This is a genomic window from Paraburkholderia sp. D15, from assembly GCF_029910215.1.
In the GTDB taxonomy this organism is placed as follows: Bacteria; Pseudomonadota; Gammaproteobacteria; order Burkholderiales; family Burkholderiaceae; genus Paraburkholderia.
On sequence record NZ_CP110395.1, the window covers coordinates 3,159,342 to 3,182,633 of the forward strand.

A 23,292-nucleotide genomic window follows, 5' to 3' on the forward strand; every position below is an offset into this window, starting at 1 on the left:
CCGATCATGACCCCCACTGAACAACCGTCCGACGACATCATCCTGTCGCTCGACAACGTCAGCCGCTATTTCGGCAACATCATCGCGTTGAAGGAAATCAACCTCAAGCTGCGGCGCGGCGAAGTGCACTGCCTGCTCGGCGACAACGGCGCGGGCAAGTCGACGCTGATCAAGACGCTGGCCGGCGTGCATCAGCCGAGCGAAGGCACCTACCGGGTAGACGGCAAGCCGGTGCGCTTCACGTCGCCGAAAGATGCGCTCGATCTCGGCATCGCGACCGTCTATCAGGATCTCGCGCTCGTGCCGCTGCTCTCGGTGGCGCGCAACTTCTTCATGGGACGCGAGCCGCAGAAGAAGCTGTTCGGCTTCATCAACGTGATGGACCTCGAACAGTGCGCGACCGCGTCGCGCGACAAGCTCGCCGAAATGGGCATCAACGTGCGCGACCCGCATCAGCCGATCGGCACCATGTCCGGCGGCGAGAAGCAGTGTCTGGCGATCGCCCGCGCGATCCACTTCGGCGCGCGCGTACTGATTCTCGACGAGCCGACCGCCGCGCTCGGCGTCAAGCAGAGCTTCAACGTGCTGAAGCTGATTCACAAGGCGCGCGCCAAGGGCATCTCGGTGATCTTCATCACGCACAACGTGCATCACGCGTATCCGATCGGCGATTCGTTCACGCTGCTCAATCGCGGCCGCTCGCTCGGCACCTTCACCAAGGACACCATCAGCAAGGACGAAGTGCTCGACATGATGGCCGGCGGCGCCGAGATGCAGAAGATGATGGGCGAACTCGAAGGCGCGACGATCTGATTCATCCGCGTGACCCGGCCGCCGCACGCGCGGCGGACCGCACGCCCAGCTACCCAGGATTATTCATGGCTCACTCCAGCACACCAGGCGCCACGCAGGCCGTCTCGCCGTCCACGACATCCGCGCCGGGCGGCAGCCGTTTCGCGGCGGGCCGCACGCGCGACATCGTCTGCCTCGGCCGCCTCGCCGTCGATCTGTACGCGCAGCAGGTCGGCGCGCGGCTCGAAGACGTGGCGAGCTTCGCCAAGTATCTCGGCGGCTCGTCCGCCAACATCGCGTTCGGATGCGCGCGCCTGGGCCTCGCTTCGGCGATGCTCGCGCGTGTCGGCAACGATCACATGGGACGCTTTCTCACCGAGACGCTGACGCGCGAAGGCTGCGACGTCAGCCACGTGCGCGTCGATCAGGAGCGGTTGACCGCGCTCGTGCTGCTCGGCCTCAAGGATCGCGACACCTTCCCGCTGATCTTCTATCGCGAGAACTGCGCGGACATGGCCGTCGACGAAGCCGATTTCGACGAGGCCTTCATCGCGTCGTCGAAGGCGCTGCTGATTACCGGCACGCACTTCTCCACCGAACAGGTGAACCGCACGAGCCGCCGCGCGCTCGATCACGCGCGCCGCAACAACGTGCGCACGGTGCTCGACATCGACTACCGGCCGGTGCTGTGGGGTCTCACCGGCAAGGCGGACGGCGAAACGCGCTTCGTCGCGAGCGAGGGCGTGACCGCGCATCTGCAGCGGATTCTGCCGCTGTTCGATCTGGTGATCGGCACCGAGGAGGAGTTCCGCATCGCCGGCGGCAAGACCGAACTGGTCGACGCGCTCGCGATGGTGCGCGCCGTCACGTCCGCCACGCTGGTGCTCAAGCGCGGGCCGCTCGGCTGCCAGATCATCGACGGCGCGGTGCCCGCATCGCTCGACGACACGCCGCTGCACGGCGGCGTCGAAGTCGACGTGCTGAACGTGCTGGGCGCGGGCGACGCATTCGCCTCCGGCTTCCTGTCGGGCTGGCTGCGCGACCAGCCGCTCGACGCCTGCGCGCGCGCCGCGAATGCGAGCGGCGCGCTGGTGGTGTCGCGCCACGGCTGCGCGCCGGCCATGCCGACGCCCGCCGAACTCGACTACTTCCTGCGCGAAGCGAAAGCCGACCCGCAGCGTATGCGCCGTCCGGATCGCGATGCGACGCTCGCGCGGCTGCATCGCGTGTCGCCGGCCCGCAAACAATGGGACGAGGTGCTCGGCTTCGCGTTCGATCATCGCAACCAGTTCTTCGAACTCGCGCAACAGACCGGCGCGGACGATGCGCGCATCGCCGAACTCAAGGGACTGTTCGTGCAGGCCGTCGCGCAGACGGAAACCGCACTGGGTTTGCAAGGCCGCATCGGCGTGCTGATCGACGATCGTTACGGCCAGGATGCGCTGAATGCGGCGACCGGCCGCGGCTGGTGGATCGGCCGGCCGGTCGAATTGCCCGGCTCGGTGCCGCTGGTGTTCGACCACGGCCGCTCGATCGGCACCGCGCTGATCGCGTGGCCGCAGGAACACGTCGTCAAATGTCTGGTGCAGTTCCATCCCGACGAACCCGTCGAGCAACGCCTCGAACAGGAAGCGCAGTTGCGCGCGCTGTACGACGCGACCCAGGCGAGCGGCCACGAGTTGCTGCTCGAAGTGATTCCGCCGAAGCATGCGTCGTTGCCGCAAGGGCCGGACATCGTGTTCCGCGCGTTGAAGCGCCTGTACAACATCGGCATCTATCCGGAGTGGTGGAAGCTCGAACCGATGGACGCCGCGCAATGGCAGGCGGTCGATGCGCTGATCGCCGAACGCGATCCATATTGCCGGGGCGTCGTGCTGCTCGGCTTGTCGGCGGGCGTCGAACAGTTGAACGAGGGCTTTCGCGCCGCCGCGCAATCGGCGACGTGCCGCGGCTTCACCGTGGGCCGCACGATTTTCCACGAGCCGAGCCACGCGTGGCTCGCCGGCGAGATCGGCGACGACGAACTGATCGCGCGCGTGCGCCATACGTTCGAGACGCTGATCGCGTCGTGGCGGGCGACGCGCGGCGCGAGCGACACCCGCGCCGCCGGCACGCCGCATCGCGTTCATCAGGAGCAGGCCGCATGAACCAGCGCGTAATGCATCACCACACGGCGTCCGCCAACGACGCCACCCACACCGCCGATCCCACGCCGGCGGCATCCGGCACGATTCGTCTGACGGCCGCGCAGGCGCTGGTCCGCTACCTCGCCGCGCAACGCGTCGTGAGCGAGGACGGCGAAGGCACCGAGACGCTGTTCGGCGGCGTGTTCGCGATCTTCGGGCACGGCAACGTCGCGGGAATCGGCGAGGCGCTGTACCAGCATCGCGAGCAGTTGCCGACGCTGCGCGCGCACAACGAGCAGGCGATGGCGCACAGCGCGATCGCTTTCGCGAAAGCCCACTTCCGCCGCCGCATGATGGCGGTGACGACCTCGATCGGCCCCGGCGCGACCAACCTCGTGACGGCGGCGGCGCTCGCGCACGTGAACCGTCTGCCGGTGCTGCTGCTGCCCGGCGACATCTTCGTATCGCGCGCGCCGGACCCGGTGCTGCAACAGGTCGAGGACTTCCACGACGGCGGCGTCTCCGCCAACGACGCGCTCAAGCCCGTATCGCGCTACTTCGACCGGATCGTGCACCCGGCGCAATTGCTGAATGCGCTGCCGCGCGCGGTGCGCGTGCTGACCGATGCCGCGTTGTGCGGCCCCGTCACGCTCGCGTTGCCGCAGGACGTGCAGGCGCAGGCGTGGGATTTTCCGGAGGCGTTTTTCGCGCCGCGCGTGGTGGGCTTTCACGCGCCCGCGCCGCGCGCCGACGAACTCGACGCAGCGCTCGCGCCATTGCGGCTGGCGAAGCGGCCGTTGATCGTCGCGGGCGGCGGCGTGCTGTACGGACGCGCGACCGACGCATTGCAGCGCTTCGCCGCCACGCACGGCATACCCGTGGCGGAGACGCAGGCCGGCAAGGGCTCGCTCGCGTGGAACGATCCGCTGAACGCGGGCGCGCTGGGCGTGACCGGTTCGCCCGCCGCCAACGCGCTCGCGCAGGACGCGGATTGCGTGCTCGCGATCGGCACCCGCCTGCAGGATTTCACCACCGGGTCGAACACACTATTCGCGCACGCCGGCGTGATCGCCATCAACGCCAATCCGTTCGATGGCCTCAAGCATCGCGCGTGCGTCATCGAGGCGGACGCGCAGCTCACGCTGGATGCGCTCGTCGAGCCGTTGCGGGACTGGCGCGCGGAGCCCGCATGGACCACGCGCGCGCAGCAACTCGCGGCGGCGTGGCGCGAGACGGTCGGCACGCTCACGCATGCACCGCAACACGACGACGTGCTGCCGTACGAAGGCGACGTGATCGGCGCGATCCAGCGTTCGAGCGCGGGGTCGGCGGCGAACGACATCGTCGTCTGCGCGGCCGGCACCCTGCCCGCCGAATTGCACAAGCTCTGGCGCGCGGGCAAACCGGGCGCGTATCACGTCGAGTACGGCTATTCGTGCATGGGCTACGAAATCGCGGGCGGCCTCGGCGCGAAGCTCGCGCGCCCCGCGCGCGAAGTGATCGTGATGCTCGGCGACGGCAGCTATCTGATGATGAACAGCGAGATCGCGACCTCGGTGATGATCGGCGCCAAGCTGATCGTCGTGGTGCTCGACAATCGCGGCTATGGCTGCATCAACCGCTTGCAGCAGGCGTGCGGTGGCGCGCCGTTCAACAATCTGCTGGAAGACTGCATGCAGGGTCCGCTCGGCGCGCCCCAGATCGACTTCGCCGCGCATGCGCGTGCGCTCGGCGCGCAGGCCGAGCACGTCGCGAATATCGCCGAACTCGAAGCGGCGATGCAACGCGCGCGCAGCGCGAATCGCACCTACGTGATCAGTATCGACACCGATCCGGCGCGCACCACCAGCGAAGGCGGCTGGTGGTGGCAGGTCGCCGTGCCCGAAGTGTCGACGCGCGCCGCCGTGCGCGACGCGCGCGCCCAGTACGAGGCACGGCTCTCGGCGCGCGCCGACCCGTCCAGCGCGACGGCTCGCGCCACGCAACCCGACAACGAATGAGGACGCCCGCATGACTGCTTTCGACGTACGTATCGGCATCAACCCGCTCTCGTGGATGAACGACGATCTGCCCTCGCTCGGCGGCGAGACGCCGCTGGAAGTCGCGTTGACCGAAGGCCGCCAGATCGGCTATCAGGGCTTCGAACTCGGCAACAAGTTTCCGCGCGAACCGCAGGCGCTGAAAACGCTGCTCGCGCAATACGATCTCGCGCTGGTGTCCGGCTGGTATTCCGGGCGCCTCGCACGGCGCAGCGTGGAGGAAGAAATCGCTTCGGTCGGCCCGCATCTGGAATTGCTCGCGCAAAACGGCGCCACCGCGATGGTGTACGGCGAAGTGGCCGACTCGATCCAGGGCGCGCCGCAGCCGCTGTATCAACGGCCGCGTTTTTTCAGCGACGCGCAATGGGCCGCGTACGCGGCACGCGTCGATGAATTCGCGCGTTATACGCTAAGCCGTGGCGTGCGGCTGGCCTACCATCACCACATGGGCGCGTATGTCGAAACGCCCGCCGATGTCGATCAGTTGATGTCGCGCACCAGCGACGCGGTCGGTCTGCTGTTCGACGCCGGGCACATCACGTTCGCGGGCGGCGATCCGCTGGCGGTGCTCGACAAACATATCGGCCGCGTGTGCCATGTGCATTGCAAGGACGTGCGCCCCGCCGTGATGAAGCTCGCGCGCAATCGCAACTGGAGTTTTCTCGATGCGGTGATCGCGGGCGCATTCACGGTGCCGGGCGACGGCGCGGTGAATTTTCCGGCCATCATCGCGCGATTGAAGCGGCACGGTTATCGCGGCTGGCTGGTGGTCGAGGCGGAGCAGGACCCGGTGGTCGCGCCGTCGTTCGAATACGCACAGAAGGGTTACCGGACGTTGCGCGCGCTGGTCGATGCGCCGCTCGACGACGTCACGCAGGAGGCAGCATGAGTCTATTGGTCAAGGCACAGCGCGACGGCCAGACGATCGCGCGGGTCACGCCGGCATCGGCGTGCTGGCGGTACGTGGGTTTTGCCGCGTACCGGCTGGGCGCGAACGAAGTCGTGCATGTGTTCGAAGCGGCGCGCGAGGTGTGCATCGTCGTGCTGACCGGCGCGGTGGATATCGAAACCGCGGACACCACCTGGCACGCGCTCGGCTCGCGCGACAGCGTGTTCGAAGACGCCGCGCCGCACGCGGTGTATCTGCCGCCGGGCGTGCGGATCACCGTGCGCGCGAATCGCGATGCGGAGATCGGTGTAGCCAGCGCGCCCGCCAAAGGCGAGTTCCCGGCGCGGCTGATCGAACCCGCTTCGATGAAACGGTCGACGCGCGGCAAGGGACTGAATACGCGTTACGTCTGCGATATTCTTCCGCAGACCGAGCCGGCCGAGTCGTTGCTCGTGGTCGAAGTCCGAACGCCGGGCGGTCATGCGTCGAGCTATCCGCCGCATAAGCACGACACCGACAACGTGCCGCACGAGAGTTCGCTCGAAGAGACGTACTACCATCGGTTGAATCCGCCGCAGGGTTTCGCGTTTCAGCGCGTTTATACGGACATGCGCGATATCGACGAATCGATGGCCGTCGAGGATCACGACGTGGTGATGGTGCCGCGCGGCTATCACCCGGTGGTCGTGCCGTATGGCTACGACTCGTACTACCTGAACGTGATGGCCGGCGGGCAGCGGGTCTGGCATTTCCGCAACGATCCGGCGCACGAGTGGATCATCAATAAAGACGCCTGACGTTCGGGCCCGGATCTCGCCGCCGTATTTACCGCCTCGTTTTCCGCGTTAGTTTGCACCTTACTTTCGCGCGGCGAGATCCACGTCCAGCGCGCCGTCCTCGCCCATTCTCACCGTGCCCTTCGACACGTCGCGGCGATAGCCGTACAGGTCGAACTTCATCACGCCGGGGTTCGAGCTGTCCTTGATGAAGGTGCGCGTATTGGTGACCAGCGAGTTGAACATCTTCACGTCGCCGGATTCGATCCACACGAAGCTCCTGCCCGCGCCTGCGGGCGGGCGCGCCACCGCGGCCCCGCCGTCGCGCTTGAACTTCAGCACCAGTCCTTCGTCGGTCACCGTCGCGCTGGCGAGACGCCCTTGCAGCACCGGCGGCGGAAACACCGTGTATTGATCGAACACCAGCTGGTTACCCTTCAGCGCGACGCCCTTGCGCGTGAACGGCGTGAGCGACGCGAGCGGAATGTCCAGCGCGCGCAGCAGGCCCGCTTGCGGCACCCCGAGCACGCTCACCGAGGTCGGTTCATACACCAGATGCCGCTCATCCTTCGCGACGATCGTGCCGCTCATCGTGGTCGGCAGCCAGACGCCGGGGAAGTGATTCCACAGCTTGATGCCGCCCGTGACCTGCAGCTTGCCGTCCACCGGTTTCAGTTGCAGGTCGTTCAGCGAACGCGGCTGATAGTCGAGCAGATAGTCGTTGAACAGCGCCGCCATCGCGGGCCACGGTTCCACCACCTCGCCGCCGATGATGCGGATGTCGTATTGATCCGGATCGTCCAGATCGACCGGCTGGCCGGGATGCTTCGGCACCATCTGCGCGTCCAACGTGCGCACGTGGAAACCGATCCGTCCGGCAACGTAGAAGTCGACGTTCTCGACATGGATCAGCGGTGCGGCGCCGGGCGAGCGGCGCTCGTCGCCGAAAGCCGAGCCGGGCGTGGACAGACGCTCGCCGTTGAATGCCGCGCGCGTGCTGACGGGCATCGCGTGCGGCGCCGCGTTCGATGCGCTTCGCAGTGCCGGCGGGATGTGTTGCCAGACGAGCCGTGCCTGCGCGAGCGAGGCCTGCTGCGCGCGGATGAAGCTGTCGTTGAAACGGGCGCTCGCGCTGCCGGTTTGCGAGGGTGTGTCTTTCGTGTCGCCGGAAGCGGTGCCCGCTGCGTTCGCCGCATTGGCCGCATTCGTTGCGTTGCCGTTCGTCAGCGTTGCATACGAAGGGAGATGCGCATCCAGCGCACCGCTTTCGTCGAACGTGAGGTAACCCGATGCCATCTGGTCGCGGTAGTGATACAGGTCCAGCACGAACGGCGCATTCGCGTCGAGCGGCGTGATCGCCATGTCGATGTTCATCGGCATCGAGCGCATGAACTTCACGTCGCCGCCCTGCACCAGCATGCCGCGCGCGGGCATCGTCGCGGGCCAGTCGATGCGCGGCACCGTGCGGTCGTCGAGCGTGAAGCGCACGCCCGCCGCGCTCGTGTCGATCCGCGAGATCGTCATGCGCAGCGCGGGCGGCGGCGTCAGCTTCGCGACCTGCATCACGACGTCGTCGCCGTCGAGGCGCGCGATCGGCGTGTCCACCTTCAGCAGGTCGGCCATTTTCACGTGCGCGGCCTGCATCAGCTTGTCGGCGCCGACGCCGGCCACTTCGACGTGATCGGCGTGGAAGACGAGTTCGCTGGCGTTGCGCATCGACAGCGAACCGCTCAGCACGATCGGCACCCAGGTCTCGCGATGCATTTCGCCGGTAATGCGCAAGCTGCCGCCGTCCTGCGGCACCACCTTCATATTGCGCAGCGGCGAACCCTGATACTGGAACAGATAGCGATCGAAGATCGCCGTGAGCTTCGCGCTGTCGAGCGTCACGTCGCCGCGATGCACGTTGATCGTCACGCTGGTCGGATCGTCGAAAACGATCGGCTGGCCGGCGTGCGCCGGGCTCAGTGTCGCGGCCATGTCGTGGATCATGAAACCGATGTCGCCGGTCACGCGGAAATCGACGTCGCGCGCGAACATCAACGAACCGTCGATGCCGGAGTCGCGCAAGGTCAGCGGACGGACGCGTTTTTCCGTCATGCCGCTCGACGAAGGGATGCGTGCGGCGACGCTTTGTTCGGCGGCGAGTTGTTTTGCCTTGGCGAGTTCGAGCGAGGGGCGCGCCGCTGCGGAAGTCGCACTGTCGGGTGATGACGCGGCGAGTTGTGGCGAGGTGGCCGAAGGCGTCGACGAAGCCGTTGTCGTTGCGGAGGCAACGTTGCTCGAACTCGCGTCGGCGCATGCGGACATTAACAGCGCGGCCGTTAAAAACGCCGCGCTGGTGGCGACGGGCGCGCCACGCCAGAAGCGCGCCTGCCAGTGCGCATGCGACGAGCCGTTGCAACCTGTGCCCATCGAGATGCCGCTCCCGTTCGCGGCGGCTTCATCCACCCTGCGTTGCTGTCTCACGATGTCTCCTCCTGTCGCCGGGACGCGCGTGTCGGGCGTCGGCCATGTCATGGTTCGCTGCACAGACGCGGGCTTTAAACGACTCACCCGCGACGCGCGCCTTCTGACCTGATTGTCTTGATTTGTCAGCGCGCTGCCGACAAGATTTCTGGAGGACGCTCACCAAACGATCAAGCGTTTGAATCGGACTCGCCCAGGGTTGGAAAGCGGCTTGCGACGGGCTCATGCGGCAGATTGACGATCGCAATTCAAACGGCATTGCCGGATGAAATTTCGACCGGTTGTGCGATGGAACGCGCAGGCGACGCGCAAAACGTTTGCCGCATTGCAATAAAGACATGGCAATCCACGGGCATGGGACATGCCAGACAGTTGCCTTGAGAACGACGGTTTAGTCCACTATCCAGGTTTCGAACGCCCTGAAGGTTTTGCTCGACGGGTCGCGACGCTGGGTTCATCGCCCGTCTTCACCGTCGTATTTCCGGCGGCGATTTTTTAGTTGGTATGCCGAATCATCGCTGATTAGAATCAGCCCGCATTTTCGTTCCCTCTCCGCTCATTTCTCTTCGCATTCGCGGATGAAACTTCGCGCCGACACGGCTTGACCGCACGCATGTCGATCATCGTCGGCGTCAACGCGTGTCTCGCTCCGTCACGTTCCTGAAGGTGCCTCATCTTCGAGAACACATTCCGTTCGACGGCAACCCGAAGTTCCTTCCTTCTGAAAGGATGCGCCATGAACTACAGCAAGCGCCGTTTGTTCACTTCACCGCAGCACCTCTGGCCGTTCGTTTTCGCCTGGCTATTTCTGACGATGCTGACACCCGCGCACGCTGCGGACGCTGCGTCGTCCGCACGCCAGCTCACGACCGTGGCGACCTTGAGCGAGGCCGCGCGCCCCGCGAACGTGCCGTCGGATTACGTGGTCACGCCGAATGGATTCTTCTCGCCCGACTGCGTGCAGGTCATCCACGCGCACGAAAACTTGCGCGCGGACGGCAGCATTCGCCAGAGCGATGGAACAGTTCGAGCGCCGGCGAAATGCGGCCGCGCGCACTACGACCGGCAAGGACACAGCATCGCGCCGACCGCGGCCGGTCACGCCGCGCCGGTGTCCACCGCCAACGCGGTCGAGCCGGATTATCACGGCTGGATCGAGAGCGTGAATTACCAGAACGGCAGCAACGTCGGCCGCTTGCGCGCGAGCTGGAAAGTCCCGTCGACGCCCAACGACGCGGGAAATCAAACCGTTTTCTTCTTCCCGGGCCTCGAGCAGACGCCGACCGTGCAGTCGATCCTGCAACCGGTGCTCGGCTGGAACGGCTTCAACGATCACACGTGGACCATCGCGAGCTGGAATTGCTGCACGGCCGGCACCACCACGCACACCGATCCGGTCAACGTGTCGCCGGGTGACGAAATCGTCGGCGACATGTATTCGCTGTGCGGCGTGGGCGTCTACGATTGCGGGTCCTGGTCCATCGTCACGCAGGACACGACCAATGGTCAAAGCGTCACGTTGAACACCGCACCTCAGGGCGAGTTGCAATGGGTCTTCGGCGGTGTGCTCGAAGTCTACGGTTTCAGTAGTTGCAATCAGCTTCCACCTGAGGCATCGACGCAGTTTTACGGCGTCAGCGTGTGGGATACCAACGGCAACGTGTTGTCGCCGTCGTGGCAAGGCGGCTTCGCGAGTTCGTCGCTCTCGCCGCAATGCAATTACAACCTGGCCGTCGGCCCCGGCTCGGTCTATCTGTATTACTGAGGCGCAAGCCGGTTCGCCGGCTTTTCCTCGGCGCGCAACGTCAATACGCGCACACCGTTTTGCGTCACGGCGACGGTGTGCTCGAATTGCGCGGACAGTTGGCCGTCACGCGTGACGACGGTCCAGCCGTCCTCTTCGGTACGCACCGCGTGGCGCCCCTGGTTGAGCATCGGTTCGATGGTGAAGACCATGCCTTCGCGCAGCGTCAGGCCCGTGCGCGGTTTGCCCCAATGCAGCACTTGCGGATCTTCGTGCATTTCGCGACCGATGCCGTGGCCGCAATATTCCCTGACGACCGTATAGCCGTTACGGCGCGCGTGCCGCTCGATCGCGTGGCCGATGTCGCCGAGTTGCGCACCGGGACGCACGGCCTTGATGCCTTGCCACATCGCTTCGTAGGTGACCTGCACGAGACGCTTTGCCAGCGGCGCGACGTCGCCGACCAGATAGGTTTTGCTGGAGTCGGCGATGAAGCCGTTCTTCTCGAGCGTGATGTCGAAGTTGACGATATCGCCGCTCTGCAAGGTCTCTTCCCCGGACGGCACGCCGTGGCACACCACGTTGTTGCGCGACGCGTTGAGCGCGTACGCGTAGCCGTACTGCCCCTTGCTTGCGGGGCGAGCGCCGAGATCGTTGACGATGAAGCTGTCGACCAGATCGTTGACCTGCATGGTGGACATGCCGATCAGGCTCAGGCCGTTCAGGTAGCCGAATACGTCGGCGAGCAGCTTGCCGGACTCGGCGAGCAAGGCGATCTCTTCGGGGCGTTTGGTCATGTCGATGCGGCGGAAACGGCCTGCTCTTCGACGCCCGCTGCTCGCAATTCACGTGCGACGACTTCGTTGAAAGTCAGGGTGGGGTTCAGTTCGCAGAGGATGCCGATCTTGATCCAGAAGGCGGCTTGCGCGTTGATGGAGCGGCAGGAGACGGTGCTCGCCTTGCGGATCTGGTCGTGCAGATCGTCGTCGATGTTTACGATGCCCATGGGGTTGGTGCCAGAGTTTATATATGGAATGTATACGAATCATATATTACCGATCGAGAAGAATGCAACCTGGGAGATGGGCCGCTAGCGCCCCTCCCCGATCTCACGCGACGTCCACCACGATCTTTCCACGTGCGGTAGCGTTCGTGATGGCGTCGTAGGCAAGCTCCGCGGAGCGTAGATCGAACCGGCGGGGATCGAGATGCGGTGTCAGCTTGCCGGCTTCGACCAACCTCGTCGCCTCGCGCAGCATCGCCCCATGGTGCGCGCGATACTGCCCCGTCAGGAGCGGATAGAGGGTGAAGACCCCTGAGTACGTGGCTTCCCGGAAAGACAGCGGCGCCAGCGCATGCGTACCCCAGCCCAACGCGCTGACGACATGGCCAAAGTGCTTGACCGCGGCGAACGAAGCATCGAGCGATGGGCCGCCGACCGTATCGACAACGAGATCGAAACCGGTGCCGTGCGTCGCCGATGCGACATATTGCTCGACAGACTGCGACCGGTAGTCGATGGGCGTGGCGCCGAGGCGCGCAACGAGATCGTGGTCGCGTGAACTCGCCGTTGCAAAAACCTGACCACCCAATGCGCGCGCCAATTGCACGGAGACATGGCCGACGCCACCTGCTCCGCCTTGCACCAGCACCGTTTGCCCCGCCTGTAGATGCGCCCGGTCGACAATGCCGGAATAGGCGGTGACGAACGCGAGGGGCAGCGCCGCAGCTTCGCGCATCGACAGGTTGGCCGGCTTGATCGCCAGCAGGTCGGCATCGACCGCCGCGTACTGGGCCAGCGAGCCCTGAATGCCGCCGACACCGCCCGTCATTCCGTAGACCTCGTCGCCGACCTTGAAAGCGGTGACGCCGGGTCCGACGGCATCGACCACGCCGGCCATATCGATGCCGAGCACCAGCGGAAGCGGATGCTTCGCGTGCGCTGCGCTGCCCGCGCGGATCTTGGTGTCGAGCGGATTGAGACCGCTGGCGGCAATGCGCACGCGCACCTGGCCGTGAGCCGGTTCGGGCATCGAGACTTCGGTCAATTCGAGCGGGCCGTTGTAGCGGTTGAGGACGAGCGCTTGCATGGTCATGGTGGGTTCCGGTCGGGTTGCTGTCGGGTTGCTGTCGGTTGCGTTTCCGTCGTGTGAACGGGGTGGATGTGTTCATCATGGTTTATGCTGTAACGCATGTAAATCTACGTTTTCGCACAATGGCCATGCAAAAATGAATGATGCCAAGCTGGATTGGAGCGATGTCAGAATCTTTCTAGCGATTGCCCGCTGCGGCACGCTTGGCGCAGCGGCGAAGCGCGTGGGCCAGACCCAGCCCACCATGGGGCGCAGATTGCGTGCTCTCGAAACAACGCTGGGCCACACGCTGTTCCAGCGCACGAGCGACGGCTTTGTCTTGACGGATGAGGGCACGGCGGTCCTCGCCTACGCCGAGCGCATGGAAGAGGAAGCGCTGGGCTTCACGCGCGCGCTCGTCGGCGAGGAGACACAGTTGACGGGTCTGCTGCGCGTGTCCTCCTCCGACTGGTTCGGCATGCACATACTCACGCCGGTGTTCGCACGCTTTCTCGCGAGGCACCCGGGCATCTCGCTCGAACTCGTCACGGATTCGCGCCTCTACAACCTCGCACGGCGCGAGGCGGATCTGCTATTTCGCATCACGCCGTTCGACGAACCCGACGTCATTCAGCGCAGGCTGATGCACATCGACTATGCGTTGTACGGGCACGCCGATCTCGTTCCTCCGTCACGCGGCGAAGGTGATGGGTACACGCTGATCAGCATGGATAGCGCGTTCGGTTCGCTGCCCGACGTCGCGTGGGCCAAGCGCATGCTGCCTCGGGCCAGGATCGGGTTCGGCAGCAATAATCGCGGTGTACAGGCGCGCATGTGTGCGGAAGGAGCGGGCTTCGCCGTGCTGCCTTGTCCGCTTGGCGATGCGACGCCGGGGATCCGGCGGATCGATCTGGGTGAAACGCCGCCGGGTCGCGATGTCTGGCTGGGTTATCACCGTGATTTACGTCGTGTTGCGCGGTTGCGTGCGCTTCTGGATGCGACGATTGATGCGCTGGCGAATGTTTGAGTTGGGGGATTGTTGGCTTTACGCGACTGGCTGGTGTTGCGTGCAGTGGTTCGCAGTTGTGGAGACGCGGGCGGTTGGGACAATTGCGTGGGATGGTTTCGGGCCGAGCGCATACGGATATGGTTATTCGAAACCATTGGCCAGCTCGTCTGTGCGAAAAGCATAAGTCAGTAGTCAGCCACAATCGGCCGCTCGACTTCAGTATCTGAATTGGTGACAATCGGTTCGCAAATACATCCACACTAATATCTGATGGAACTTACAGCCGAGCAAGCAAAGGAAGTTGCCCAACGTGCCATCACCAAGGCAGGTTGGGAAGGCTGCGACGCGGTTGTTGTCGACGAATACACACAAGAGTTCGATGTCGGCTGGGTCTTCTACTATCAGTCAGCGCGTTTTCTAGAAACGGGAGAACATGGTTTCTCGCTGGTCGGAAACGCTCCCATCTTCGTGAGTCGCGTGGGGGAGTATTCCACCTTCATCAGCTACCTTAGACCCGTTGTCGAATCCATCGAAGCCTTCCGCGTCTGCGGAAATGCAAACGCGTAGTCAACGACGGCACATGCGGCGCAAATTCTTGAGTGACCGTTTTGGGAGGCGAGTGAACGGCTGCTCCGGGTCGACCAGAACCCGCCGCATCGGGTGGCGGTCGGCCAGGAACGGTCCATCGCGACACCAGCCGAATTTCGCTACGATGAAGGGTGCATAGCAGTCAGGATCTGCTCAACGACCGAAGCAGTTGCCTCAACGTATTTCTGGAGATCGCGTGCGTAAATAGTTACCGTCGCGCCTACCGGCCAGCGACCATCAGTCTCTTTTTCAAACCGGGCGTCTACGGTGCCTCCTCTGTGAGCGAGCAGATTGCGCAACTTCCCGAGTGTGAACAGCTCGGAGTTGTTTAATGCCGCCGTGAGTCCTATCGGCCGTCCTAGTAGTGGCAACAGGACAGCCTTTATTGAAACGAGATCACTTAAATCATTCTCTGACAACACCATATCTCCAGCGCGGCCTGACAGATCCAGGCCGATGTCCATCAGCTCACTAAGGGTCCATTTGGCGCGGCCGATGCGTTTTTTTGCGTCTTCGTCTGCCAGCAGTAAATTCAATGCATCCGGTCGGCGATTTAGATAAGCCCGAATGAAATCTGAAACGAATGTTTCGAGCGCCGCCCAGACACTAATGACCGACTGAAGCAGTAAGTCCTGTGCGCCGCGAAGCAAAGCTCCTTTATCTAGGCCGGCCGAGCGATGCAGTTTCTCTACAGCACCGCGGTGAGCAGCGTCTCGCCCTTCGTCGGAGCCAAGGAGTTCAACGAATTTCGCATGCGCGATCGTGTTTCTTAGCGGGGGTACCGCACTATTCAAATCGTCCTTCAGAGGATCTAGCTGATCTAACGCCAGAATGGTTGCCTGCTGATGAAACGCTTGTTGATGCACGTCAAGAACACCCAACCAAGCCATACGGTACGGCAGCAAAGCCGCCTTATTTATTCGAGTTAAAGTTGCTCCGAATGTAGTAGCAAGTTGCGCCATCGCTTCTGGCAAGTCGGTCGCCTGTTCCGATATTCTTCCTAGCCACTCGGAAATGGACAGCGATGCTGGCAAAACGAAATACTCTACGTTTTCAGTAGTCGCGCCACCCTCCATCGTTGACGGCTTATCGAAATTTTCATTCATGGAAAAGTACCGATGTATCATCGCGGACGAGTATCTTAACTCGTCATTGAGTCGCTACTCGCTCGTCACGCATACATCGCGAATGTTTGGTCCCGAGCGAGCCGACCTACCGCAACGGGTCGAATTCGATCACTCGCCGTCTTCAACCTGGACGGCTTCCCATGTTCGCCTGGCTTCCTCGGCTACGGCGTTCACGTCCCGTTCGCTTAGGTCAGTGAACTGATGCAACTCGCTTCCGGCCCGAACCAATAGATCAACGGCGATCATCAGCAGCATCCCGAGCACCGGTTCGTCGATGAGACGGCAATACTCAAGCTCAGTCAGTCGTTCCCGTCCCGCATGTCGAGTAATAAGCGAGGTGAGGTTTGGGTGAACGAACGCGCAGAGGATGCGGTAATGCAGATACATTCCTGCGAGGTCCACGTTCTTTAGCTTTGTCTCAAGCAAAATCCTCTCTTTTCCGGCTTTGGACAGTTCGTCTCGCACGGGGTCGTCACGCTCTTTCCATTCCTTGACAGTCGCGGCGATCTCTTCCGGCACGTTTTCGAGCCTTAAGATGTCAGAGAACATTGCAACGTTACTTCGCGCGTTCTCGTAGCGCAATTGGTCGAGATATTCGGCTTTGGCCGACAGGTTCGTCAGGTCCGCCACGCCTTCGAGCATCGAGCGAATTGGCCCCGCCGCATGGGTCGCGTGCCCACCATCGATAAGGCATAGCGCCGCGCGGAACTGTTCGAAGATTGTCAGTATGAGGCATGCACCGATGCGTGCCTCGCCTGAGTCTGCGACACTTGCACGAGCTATCAGAGCTTCGAACCCTTCGAGTGTCGTGGTCGCGGCGGCGCGCGCCGGTCCAGCCTTTGTCATGTCCGTTTCCTCGGTTTTGAGGTGATGTTCGGCCGAGCGGCGCGACCGCACCGCGAACCGCATTGATGTCGAGTCGAACGCCGTGCGATCCTTGAGCATAGCGCGGCTGTTATCGGCGGCGGATTCAACCGGTCGATGCAACGATTTACAACATACTGGCCGCGTTCACGTCATTGTTGGTAACTGGCAATAAAAAGTTCATTTGGTACGGGCATTGTAGATTTTTCCCTGAAGGGGTGACTATGAAATGTTGGATATGTGGGGATGAGGCGGGAACGGGGGAGCATCTCGTCAAGGCATCCGACCTCAGAAATTACTTCGGGCCGGTCTCGCAAAAGACTCCACTGTTCTTTCATACGTCGCGACGCCGAAACGTTAGATTGGGCAGTGTGAAAGCAGACATGCTGAAATCGAAGGCACTCATCTGCAATCGTTGCAACAGCAGCCTTACTCAACCCTACGATAGGGCATGGGATCGGTTTTCGGACTACCTTCGGCGGCACTTCCTGCCGTTGCCGAACTTAGGCTACGTTGATTTGGGGCGAATCTTTCCGCATCACACTAGGTGCGCCGCGATCTATCTACAGTTGTATTTCGTAAAACTATTTGGTTGCAGAATCATTGAAGAAGACATTCCAATCGACATACGACCTTTCGCCAACGCCTTGCTAAACGCCAAAACGCTTGAGAGTGTGACCCTTGGGTTCGCCTTGTTGAGGGACGACACGGGTAAGAGAAGTGCCGGGGTGACGCACATCGAAGGCATAAACGTGCGTGGGTCTACGGTTTGCGCGACGTGGCTCTACTCCGTTGGCGAACTCAGCGTGTTTGTTGAGTATTCTACGTTGCCCAAGAAATCTAAATCCGTTCGATGGTGGAGGCCGACGCGCCACGGCCGAATAGTGCCGCTAACAAACACTACGCGCTGGCGGATGTAGGCGAGTCGAAGATACTTGGCGAGCGTGAGTGGATAGAAAATAGCTCTATAGTGCGGCACAACACCATCGCAAGCCCGCCGCGATGCCTCACAGAATTCGCCGTCGATAAGACGCAGAGACCGGTTTCAGCCCTGCTTCGCCAGTGAACGACCGCTCTGGAGAATCGCGACCGTCCCTTGTGGGTCGAGTCCGGCCGTTTGCTGGCGAAATCGTGAAGACCGCAAAAAGTTGACTTCCGATCAGCACAGTCAGCAACCACTGCTGTCCCGACGGCACCAGCCAACCAACAACAACCGCCCCCTCACATTGATTATTCAAATCAAGATTGACACCCCACCCCCACCTCCACAAAATCGCGTCCATCAGCTTTGACAAAAAAAGCAAAGGAACGCGAAATGTCCCATCCGATACCCTGCATCATCGCCACCGACGCCGCGCCCCGCACCAAGCCATCCAATTACCCCGAACCCTTCGCATCGCGCATGCAGGGACGCGAAAAGAAACCGCTCGGCGACTTATTCGGCCTGAAGCAATTCGGCGTAAACCTGACGACGCTAAAACCCGGCGCCGTGTCCGCGCTGCATCATCGGCATTCGGCGCAGGACGAGTGGATATATGTGCTAAGCGGCGAGGTAACCTTGCATATCGGCACCGACAGCTATCCCATGCAAGCCGGCATGTGCGCAGGATTTCGCGCAAGCGGCGAGCCGCATCACCTGCATAACGATTCATCGGCGGACGCGACGATCATTGAAGTGGGCAGCCGAATCGAAGGCGACGAAGTGAGCTACGCCACCGACGATCTCGTCGCCGTCATGAGCCCCGCCGGGCAATGGCAGTTCGAACATAAAGACGGCCGACCTTACTAACCTTCACCGCGCGCCAGCCGGAACAAAAAAACCTTCAACATCTCACCCCGCCCCCAACCATTCCCGCATCACATCGTCGCGCGTCAAGAACGTATTCAGCGCATCGTCGAACACGATCTCGCCGTGCCCCATCACCGCGACGCGGCTCGCGAGTTCCCGCGCGATCACGAGCCGTTGCTCGATCAGCAGCATCGCGACGCCGCGTTCGCGCAGCATCCGCAGACACGTCACGACCTGATCGATCACGATGCTCGCCAGTCCCTCGCCGGGTTCATCGATGATCAACAGATCCGGATCGCCCAGCAGCGCGCGCGCCAGCGTCAGCATCTGCTGCTCGCCACCCGACAGCGCGCCCGCACGCGTACGTCTTCTTTCGCGCAGGACCGGAAAAAGCGCGTACGCATCGTCGAAAGTAAAACGCGGAGAACGGCCGCGTGCGTGTGCGTCAGGCGCCACGCCGAGTTGCAGATTCTCATGCACGCTCAGCGTCGGAAAAACGTCGCGATGTTCGGGCACATAGCCCAGCCCCAATCGCGCGATCTCGAACGTGCGCAAACCGGCAAGCGGCCGTCCCGCGAACCGCAGCGCCCCTTCGCTGCGCACGAGCCCCATCAGCGCACGCGCAAGCGTCGAACGCCCCGAGCCGTTTCGGCCGACCAGCGCGAGCACGTCGCCCGCATCGATACGCAAGGTCACGCCATGCAGCACTTGACTCGCGCCATACCACGCGTCGAGGTCACGAATGTCGAGCAACGTCGTCATGCGCCGAAGCCCTCGCCGCGACCGTCACCACTGCGGCTACCGGCGCCCTTACCAAGACCCGCAAGGCCCGCAACACCCGCACCACCCCCGCCACTCTCCCCCAGATACGCCGCCCGCACCGCCGCATCCGCGCGAATCGCCGCCGGCGTGCCGCTTGCGATCACGCGCCCTTGCACCAGCACCGAGATCCGGTCCGCAATCGCGAACACCGCATCCATGTCGTGCTCGACCATCAACAGCGTGCGACCGGCGGTCGTCTCGCGGATCAGTTCGATCGCACGCGCCGCCTCCGCGCGATTCATCCCCGCGGTCGGTTCGTCGAGCAGCAGCGTGTGCGCGCCGCCCGCGAGCGCAATGCCGAGATCGAGCGCGCGTTGCCCCGCATAGCTCAGCGTGCCCGCCTGCACATGCCGGTACGCGCCCAGGCCGACGGCATCGAGCACCTGTTCGGTGCGCGCATCGACAGTCCGCGAGCCGGTGAAGCGCATCCACCAGCGCGTGCGATCGCGCTCGGCAAGCTGCGCCGCGCAGCGCAGGTTGTCGAACACGCTGAGCCGCGCGAACACGCTCGTCGTTTGAAAACTGCGTGCGAGGCCGCGACGCGCAATCGCGGCCGGCGGCAAGCGCGTGATCTCCGCGCCGAACAGATCGATGCGCCCGGCGTTCGGCCGCGCGCCGCCGGCGATCAGGTTGAACAGCGTCGACTTGCCCGCGCCGTTCGGCCCGATCAGCGCGTGACGCTCGCCGGGTTGAACCGCGAGATCGACGCCGCGCAAAATCTGCGTGGCGCCGAAGCGTTTCGTGACGCCGTAAAGCGCGAGTGCGGGGATCATCGCGCGGCTCCCGTCATGCGCGACTGCCCGGGTTGCGGCGTTGCCAGCCCGGCCCACGCGCGGCGCGCAACGCGCATCGTCACGGCGCCCGCCAAGGCCAACACGAGCAGCGCACCGCCGAGCCTGCCGTAAAGCGACGATGCATCGTCCAGCGACACGCCGGCGAAACTCAGCCCCGCCCCATCATCCGAGCCGAACTGCACGGCGTACGCCCACTGCACCGCCAGCACGATGGCCGCCGTCCACAGCAACGCGGCGGCCGTGCTCCACAGATAGGCCGCCGCACACCGCCGCCAGCCGCGCGTGGCGATTCGCGCAACCTGCCGCTCGACGAAGCCCGCCAAACCATCGGGCGACATCACGACGACCATCACGAAAAACAGTCCGAGATAAAAGAGCCACGCCCGCGTCACGCTCGCCACCACGACGCTGAAAAATGTCAGCACGACCGCGCCCACCACCGGCCCGAAAAACGACGCCGTGCCGCCGATCACCGTGGCGATCAGCACCGATCCCGACCGCAGCATGCCGACGCTCTCCGTCGATACGAGTTCGACGTTGATCAAGCCTAGCGTCCCCGCGATACCCGCGAAAAACGCCGACACCACCACCACGCCATAGCGCACGCGACGCGGATAGCACCCGAGCGCCGCCGCGCGCACCGGGTTGTCGCGCACGGCATTCGCGAGCCGTATGAACGGCGTGCGCGACAACGCGTACATCGCGACGCATGCGAGTCCGCACCACAGCGCGATCAGTGCGTACGCCTCGCCCGCGGGGCCGAAACTCCAGTTGCCAATCAACGGTCCGCTGGTGCGATCGATCGACACGCCCGCTTCACCGCCGAACCAGTCGGGCAGCGTCCACGCGGCGGCCGTCACGAGTTCGCCGAGGCCAAGCGTGATCATCGCGAACGCGGTCCCCGCGCGGCGCGTCGACACGGCGCCGAACACCACCCCGCACAACGCGCCGCCGATGCCGCCGATCAACGGCAACACCGCCAGCGGCACGCCGCCGAGATGGTTGAACACGTGCGCGGCGATCAGCGCACCGAGCCCGGAATACGCGGCATGACCGAACGACAGCAGGCCCGTTTCGCCGAGCAGCAGGTTGTAGGAGAGCGCGAACACGATCATCGTCGCGGTCTGCGCGAGGTAGGTGAGCAGCCAGCTTTGCGGCCACACGAACGGCGGCACGGTCAGGAACAGCATGAGCGCAAGCCATGGCGCGAATGTGTGCAGCGGGCCATGAGTGCGCGGCGCGGCAAACGCGTCAGGCTTCACGGACGCGGTTGAGTCCGCGGACCTCGCCGGCTCGTCGGAGACGCGCGCCGCCTGAGCCGCCTGAGCCGCCTGTGCCGCCTGAGCCGCCTCTCGCCGCTTACGCATGATCGTCACGTCGTCCCGAAAGCCCGCGCGGGCGCAACGCCAGCATCGCGACCAGCAGCAGATACGGAATCAGCGGCGCGAGTTGCGCGAGCGTCAGCGCATCCCAGCGAGCGGGCAAGGACGCGCCGAACACGGAGGCCGCGTCGCCGAGCGACACGTCGCTCGCGACGGCCAGCGTCTGCACGCAGCCGATCAGCAGCGACGCCGCCAGCGCGCCGCCCAGCGATCCCAACCCGCCAATGACGACCACCACGAACACGATCGAGCCGAGCGAATCCGCCATCGCCGGTTCGATCACGAAGAGCGGCGCGCCGATCACGCCGGCGAGCGCGGCGAGCGCCGTGCCGGCCGCGAACACGCCGGTGAACACGCGCGGCACGTTGTGACCGAGCGCTTCGACGGCGCTGGCATGCGTGAGCGCGGCGCGCACGATCAAGCCCGCTTTCGACACGCGCAGCACCGCGTACAGCACGCCGAGCATCGCCAGCGACACCACCATCATGAACGCCCGGTAACGCGCGAACGACGCACCGTAGACGGTGAACAGCGGTCCGTCGAGCACATTCGGTATCGCCAGGGAAAGCGGGTTCAGCCCCCAGCCTAGCTTGACCAGTTCGCCGAGCAGAGAGGCCGCGCCGAACGTCAGCAGCAACTCGGCGAGATGACCGTGGCCGCGCACGCGTCGCAGCAGCCAGCGCTCCAGCGCCGCCCCCAGCAGACCGACGACGAGCGGCGCGATCACCAGCGCACTCCAGAACCCGGCATGCGCGGCCACCGACAAACCGACGTAAGCGCCGAGCATGTAAAAGCTCGCATGCGCGAAATTCAGCACGCCGAGCATGCTGAAAATCAGCGTCAGCCCGGCCGACAGCATGAACAGCAGCAAGCCGTAACTCACGCCGTTCAGCAGATTGATGACGAGCGACTGCACGCGCCTAGTCCGCCTGCGCCGCAACGGTGATCGCGTCGAGCGCCGCGCGCAGATCGGCGGGCAGATTCACCGGACGTCGCGTGACGCGATCCACGTAGACATGCACGAAGTGACCTTGCGCGGCGGGCGCTGCTTCGCCCTCCTTGAAGAGTCCGACTTCGTAGCGCACGCTCGATGTTCCGAGCCGCACCACCCGCAAGCCCGCCTCGACGCGCTCCGGAAACACCAGCGGCGCGAAGTAGTTGCAGTGCGTTTCGACCACGAGCCCGATCGTCGCGCCATGCTCGAAATCGAGCACGCCGGCGCGGATCAGATACTCGTTCACGACGGTGTCGAAGTAGCTGTAGTAGATGACGTTGTTCACGTGGCCGTAGACATCGTTGTCCATCCAGCGCGTGGTGATCGGCAGGAAGTGCGGATACGCGTGGCGCGCGGCCGGAGCGGGTTTGTTCATCGTTACTGCCCCGGCTTCTCGACGAATTCGAACGGCAAGCCGCGCCGCCGCATCCATTCGCCGAGCGCCTGGCCGGTGCCCGCACGCCACGGCCGCAGATTAGCCGGCTCGACCAGCCGGTATTCGAGCAGTTCCGGCGACAGCGCCACCGTCCCGTACGCCTTCACGTGATACGCGATGATCAGTTCGTTCTTGCGGATGAACTCGTACACGCCGACCAGCTCCACGGTCTCGGCATGCAGCGAAGTCTCTTCCAGCACTTCCCGCGCGATGCCCTCTTCCGGCGTTTCGCCGTTTTCGAGGAAGCCGGTGATCAGCGCGAACATGCCTTTCGGCCACGCGGCGTTGCGCGCCAGCAGAATCTTGCCTTCGTACTCGACGATGGCCGCCACCACCGGCAGCGGGTTGTTCCAGTGGACGTAGCCGCAGGTTTCATCGGGGCAGCTCTGGCGGATGCGTCCGCCTTCGTGTTCGGGGTCGGCGCGCTCGGTCAACGGCGTGGCGCAGCGCGGACAGAATCGGTAATCGGTCATGGCGTGAGGGACGTCTCTTTGTTTTGTGGCCGGATGGGTGTGTCGGATCGCCTTCGCGGCGGGCGCGGCAACTGGGCGGACGCCGCGTTCGATTCTCGCGGGAACAT

The 23,292-nt window shown here is 63.9% G+C and carries 22 protein-coding genes; 10 read left to right on the forward strand and 12 right to left on the reverse strand.

Annotated elements, in window-relative coordinates:
• Window positions 1-6 precede the first annotated feature (6 nt).
• The 5 genes from LFL96_RS13550 to iolB all read left to right on the forward strand — a co-directional run bounded on the left by LFL96_RS13550 (window position 7) and on the right by iolB (window position 6,643).
• Window positions 7-813 carry an ATP-binding cassette domain-containing protein gene (locus LFL96_RS13550; protein ID WP_280995739.1) on the forward strand — a complete coding sequence of 269 codons (807 nt, stop codon included), beginning with the start codon at window positions 7-9 and terminating at the stop codon, window positions 811-813.
• 65 nt (window positions 814-878) lie between these two features.
• Window positions 879-2,939: a 5-dehydro-2-deoxygluconokinase gene (gene iolC / locus LFL96_RS13555; RefSeq protein ID WP_280995740.1), complete on the forward strand. Its 2,061-nt coding sequence runs from the start codon at window positions 879-881 to the stop codon at window positions 2,937-2,939.
• Entirely contained in the window at window positions 2,936-4,918 is a 1,983-nt protein-coding gene (gene iolD, locus LFL96_RS13560) for a 3D-(3,5/4)-trihydroxycyclohexane-1,2-dione acylhydrolase (decyclizing) (RefSeq protein ID WP_280995741.1), read from the forward strand. The genes iolC and iolD overlap by 4 nt, the downstream gene beginning before the upstream one ends.
• A 10-nt stretch (window positions 4,919-4,928) precedes the next feature.
• Window positions 4,929-5,846: a myo-inosose-2 dehydratase gene (gene iolE, locus LFL96_RS13565; protein ID WP_280995742.1), complete on the forward strand. Its 918-nt coding sequence runs from the start codon at window positions 4,929-4,931 to the stop codon at window positions 5,844-5,846.
• Complete coding sequence (iolB, locus tag LFL96_RS13570) at window positions 5,843-6,643, forward strand: 5-deoxy-glucuronate isomerase (RefSeq protein ID WP_280995743.1); 801 nt, start codon at window positions 5,843-5,845, stop codon at window positions 6,641-6,643. Before iolE ends, iolB begins: the two co-directional genes overlap by 4 nt.
• Window positions 6,644-6,703: 60 nt before the next feature.
• Here the strand turns inward: iolB and LFL96_RS13575 are convergent, their stop codons facing one another.
• Window positions 6,704-8,722 carry a hypothetical protein gene (locus tag LFL96_RS13575; protein WP_280995744.1) on the reverse strand — a complete coding sequence of 673 codons (2,019 nt, stop codon included), beginning with the start codon at window positions 8,720-8,722 and terminating at the stop codon, window positions 6,704-6,706.
• Here LFL96_RS13575 and LFL96_RS13580 point away from each other — a divergent pair.
• Both LFL96_RS13580 and LFL96_RS13585 read left to right on the forward strand, forming a co-directional pair.
• The gene (locus LFL96_RS13580; RefSeq protein WP_280995745.1) at window positions 8,721-9,203 is read left to right on the forward strand and encodes a hypothetical protein; all 483 of its coding nucleotides are present in this window, start codon (window positions 8,721-8,723) and stop codon (window positions 9,201-9,203) included. The two genes, LFL96_RS13575 and LFL96_RS13580, sit on opposite strands and share 2 nt — an antisense overlap.
• A 624-nt stretch (window positions 9,204-9,827) precedes the next feature.
• Window positions 9,828-10,856, forward strand: coding sequence for a hypothetical protein (locus tag LFL96_RS13585; RefSeq protein WP_280995746.1), 1,029 nt, complete (start codon window positions 9,828-9,830; stop codon window positions 10,854-10,856).
• Here the strand turns inward: LFL96_RS13585 and map are convergent.
• From map to LFL96_RS13600, 3 genes are all read right to left on the reverse strand, one after another.
• A complete protein-coding gene (map, locus tag LFL96_RS13590) occupies window positions 10,850-11,632 on the reverse strand; it encodes a type I methionyl aminopeptidase (RefSeq protein ID WP_280995747.1) in 783 nt (260 codons plus the stop codon). The genes LFL96_RS13585 and map overlap by 7 nt on opposite strands.
• Window positions 11,629-11,841 carry a ParD-like family protein gene (locus tag LFL96_RS13595; RefSeq protein WP_280995748.1) on the reverse strand — a complete coding sequence of 71 codons (213 nt, stop codon included), beginning with the start codon at window positions 11,839-11,841 and terminating at the stop codon, window positions 11,629-11,631. Before LFL96_RS13595 ends, map begins: the two co-directional genes overlap by 4 nt.
• Window positions 11,842-11,944: 103 nt before the next feature.
• Window positions 11,945-12,931, reverse strand: coding sequence for a zinc-dependent alcohol dehydrogenase family protein (locus tag LFL96_RS13600; protein ID WP_280995749.1), 987 nt, complete (start codon window positions 12,929-12,931; stop codon window positions 11,945-11,947).
• A 133-nt stretch (window positions 12,932-13,064) separates the two neighbouring features.
• Here LFL96_RS13600 and LFL96_RS13605 point away from each other — a divergent pair, with 133 nt between their 5' ends.
• Complete coding sequence (locus LFL96_RS13605; RefSeq protein ID WP_280995750.1) at window positions 13,065-13,934, forward strand: LysR family transcriptional regulator; 870 nt, start codon at window positions 13,065-13,067, stop codon at window positions 13,932-13,934.
• A gap of 252 nt (window positions 13,935-14,186) precedes the next feature.
• A complete protein-coding gene (locus LFL96_RS13610; RefSeq protein WP_280995751.1) occupies window positions 14,187-14,483 on the forward strand; it encodes a YrhB domain-containing protein in 297 nt (98 codons plus the stop codon).
• Between the two features lie 140 nt (window positions 14,484-14,623).
• On the opposite strand, the gene LFL96_RS13615 is transcribed toward LFL96_RS13610, so the two are convergent.
• On the reverse strand, window positions 14,624-15,610 hold the full coding sequence (locus LFL96_RS13615; RefSeq protein WP_280995752.1) for a hypothetical protein: 987 nt from the start codon (window positions 15,608-15,610) through the stop codon (window positions 14,624-14,626).
• A gap of 129 nt (window positions 15,611-15,739) precedes the next feature.
• Complete coding sequence (locus tag LFL96_RS13620; RefSeq protein WP_280995753.1) at window positions 15,740-16,576, reverse strand: DUF5677 domain-containing protein; 837 nt, start codon at window positions 16,574-16,576, stop codon at window positions 15,740-15,742.
• 1,234 nt (window positions 16,577-17,810) lie between these two features.
• Between LFL96_RS13620 and LFL96_RS13625 the strand changes: the two genes are divergently transcribed.
• On the forward strand, window positions 17,811-18,284 hold the full coding sequence (locus LFL96_RS13625) for a cupin domain-containing protein (RefSeq protein ID WP_280995754.1): 474 nt from the start codon (window positions 17,811-17,813) through the stop codon (window positions 18,282-18,284).
• 42 nt (window positions 18,285-18,326) lie between these two features.
• On the opposite strand, the gene LFL96_RS13630 is transcribed toward LFL96_RS13625, so the two are convergent.
• The 6 genes from LFL96_RS13630 to LFL96_RS13655 form a co-directional block, all read right to left on the reverse strand.
• A complete protein-coding gene (locus LFL96_RS13630; protein WP_280995755.1) occupies window positions 18,327-19,046 on the reverse strand; it encodes an ABC transporter ATP-binding protein in 720 nt (239 codons plus the stop codon).
• Window positions 19,043-19,879 (reverse strand): ABC transporter ATP-binding protein, encoded by an 837-nt coding sequence (locus tag LFL96_RS13635; RefSeq protein WP_280995756.1) that lies wholly within the window; start codon window positions 19,877-19,879, stop codon window positions 19,043-19,045. Before LFL96_RS13635 ends, LFL96_RS13630 begins: the two co-directional genes overlap by 4 nt.
• Window positions 19,876-21,090 carry a branched-chain amino acid ABC transporter permease gene (locus tag LFL96_RS13640; RefSeq protein ID WP_280995757.1) on the reverse strand — a complete coding sequence of 405 codons (1,215 nt, stop codon included), beginning with the start codon at window positions 21,088-21,090 and terminating at the stop codon, window positions 19,876-19,878. The genes LFL96_RS13635 and LFL96_RS13640 overlap by 4 nt, the downstream gene beginning before the upstream one ends.
• Window positions 21,091-21,259: 169 nt before the next feature.
• On the reverse strand, window positions 21,260-22,198 hold the full coding sequence (locus tag LFL96_RS13645; protein WP_280995758.1) for a branched-chain amino acid ABC transporter permease: 939 nt from the start codon (window positions 22,196-22,198) through the stop codon (window positions 21,260-21,262).
• 4 nt (window positions 22,199-22,202) lie between these two features.
• Entirely contained in the window at window positions 22,203-22,652 is a 450-nt protein-coding gene (locus LFL96_RS13650) for a thioesterase family protein (RefSeq protein WP_280995759.1), read from the reverse strand.
• 2 nt (window positions 22,653-22,654) lie between these two features.
• Window positions 22,655-23,185, reverse strand: a complete 531-nt coding sequence (locus tag LFL96_RS13655) for an NUDIX domain-containing protein (protein WP_280995760.1) — start codon at window positions 23,183-23,185, stop codon at window positions 22,655-22,657.
• Between the last annotated feature and the right edge of the window lie 107 nt (window positions 23,186-23,292).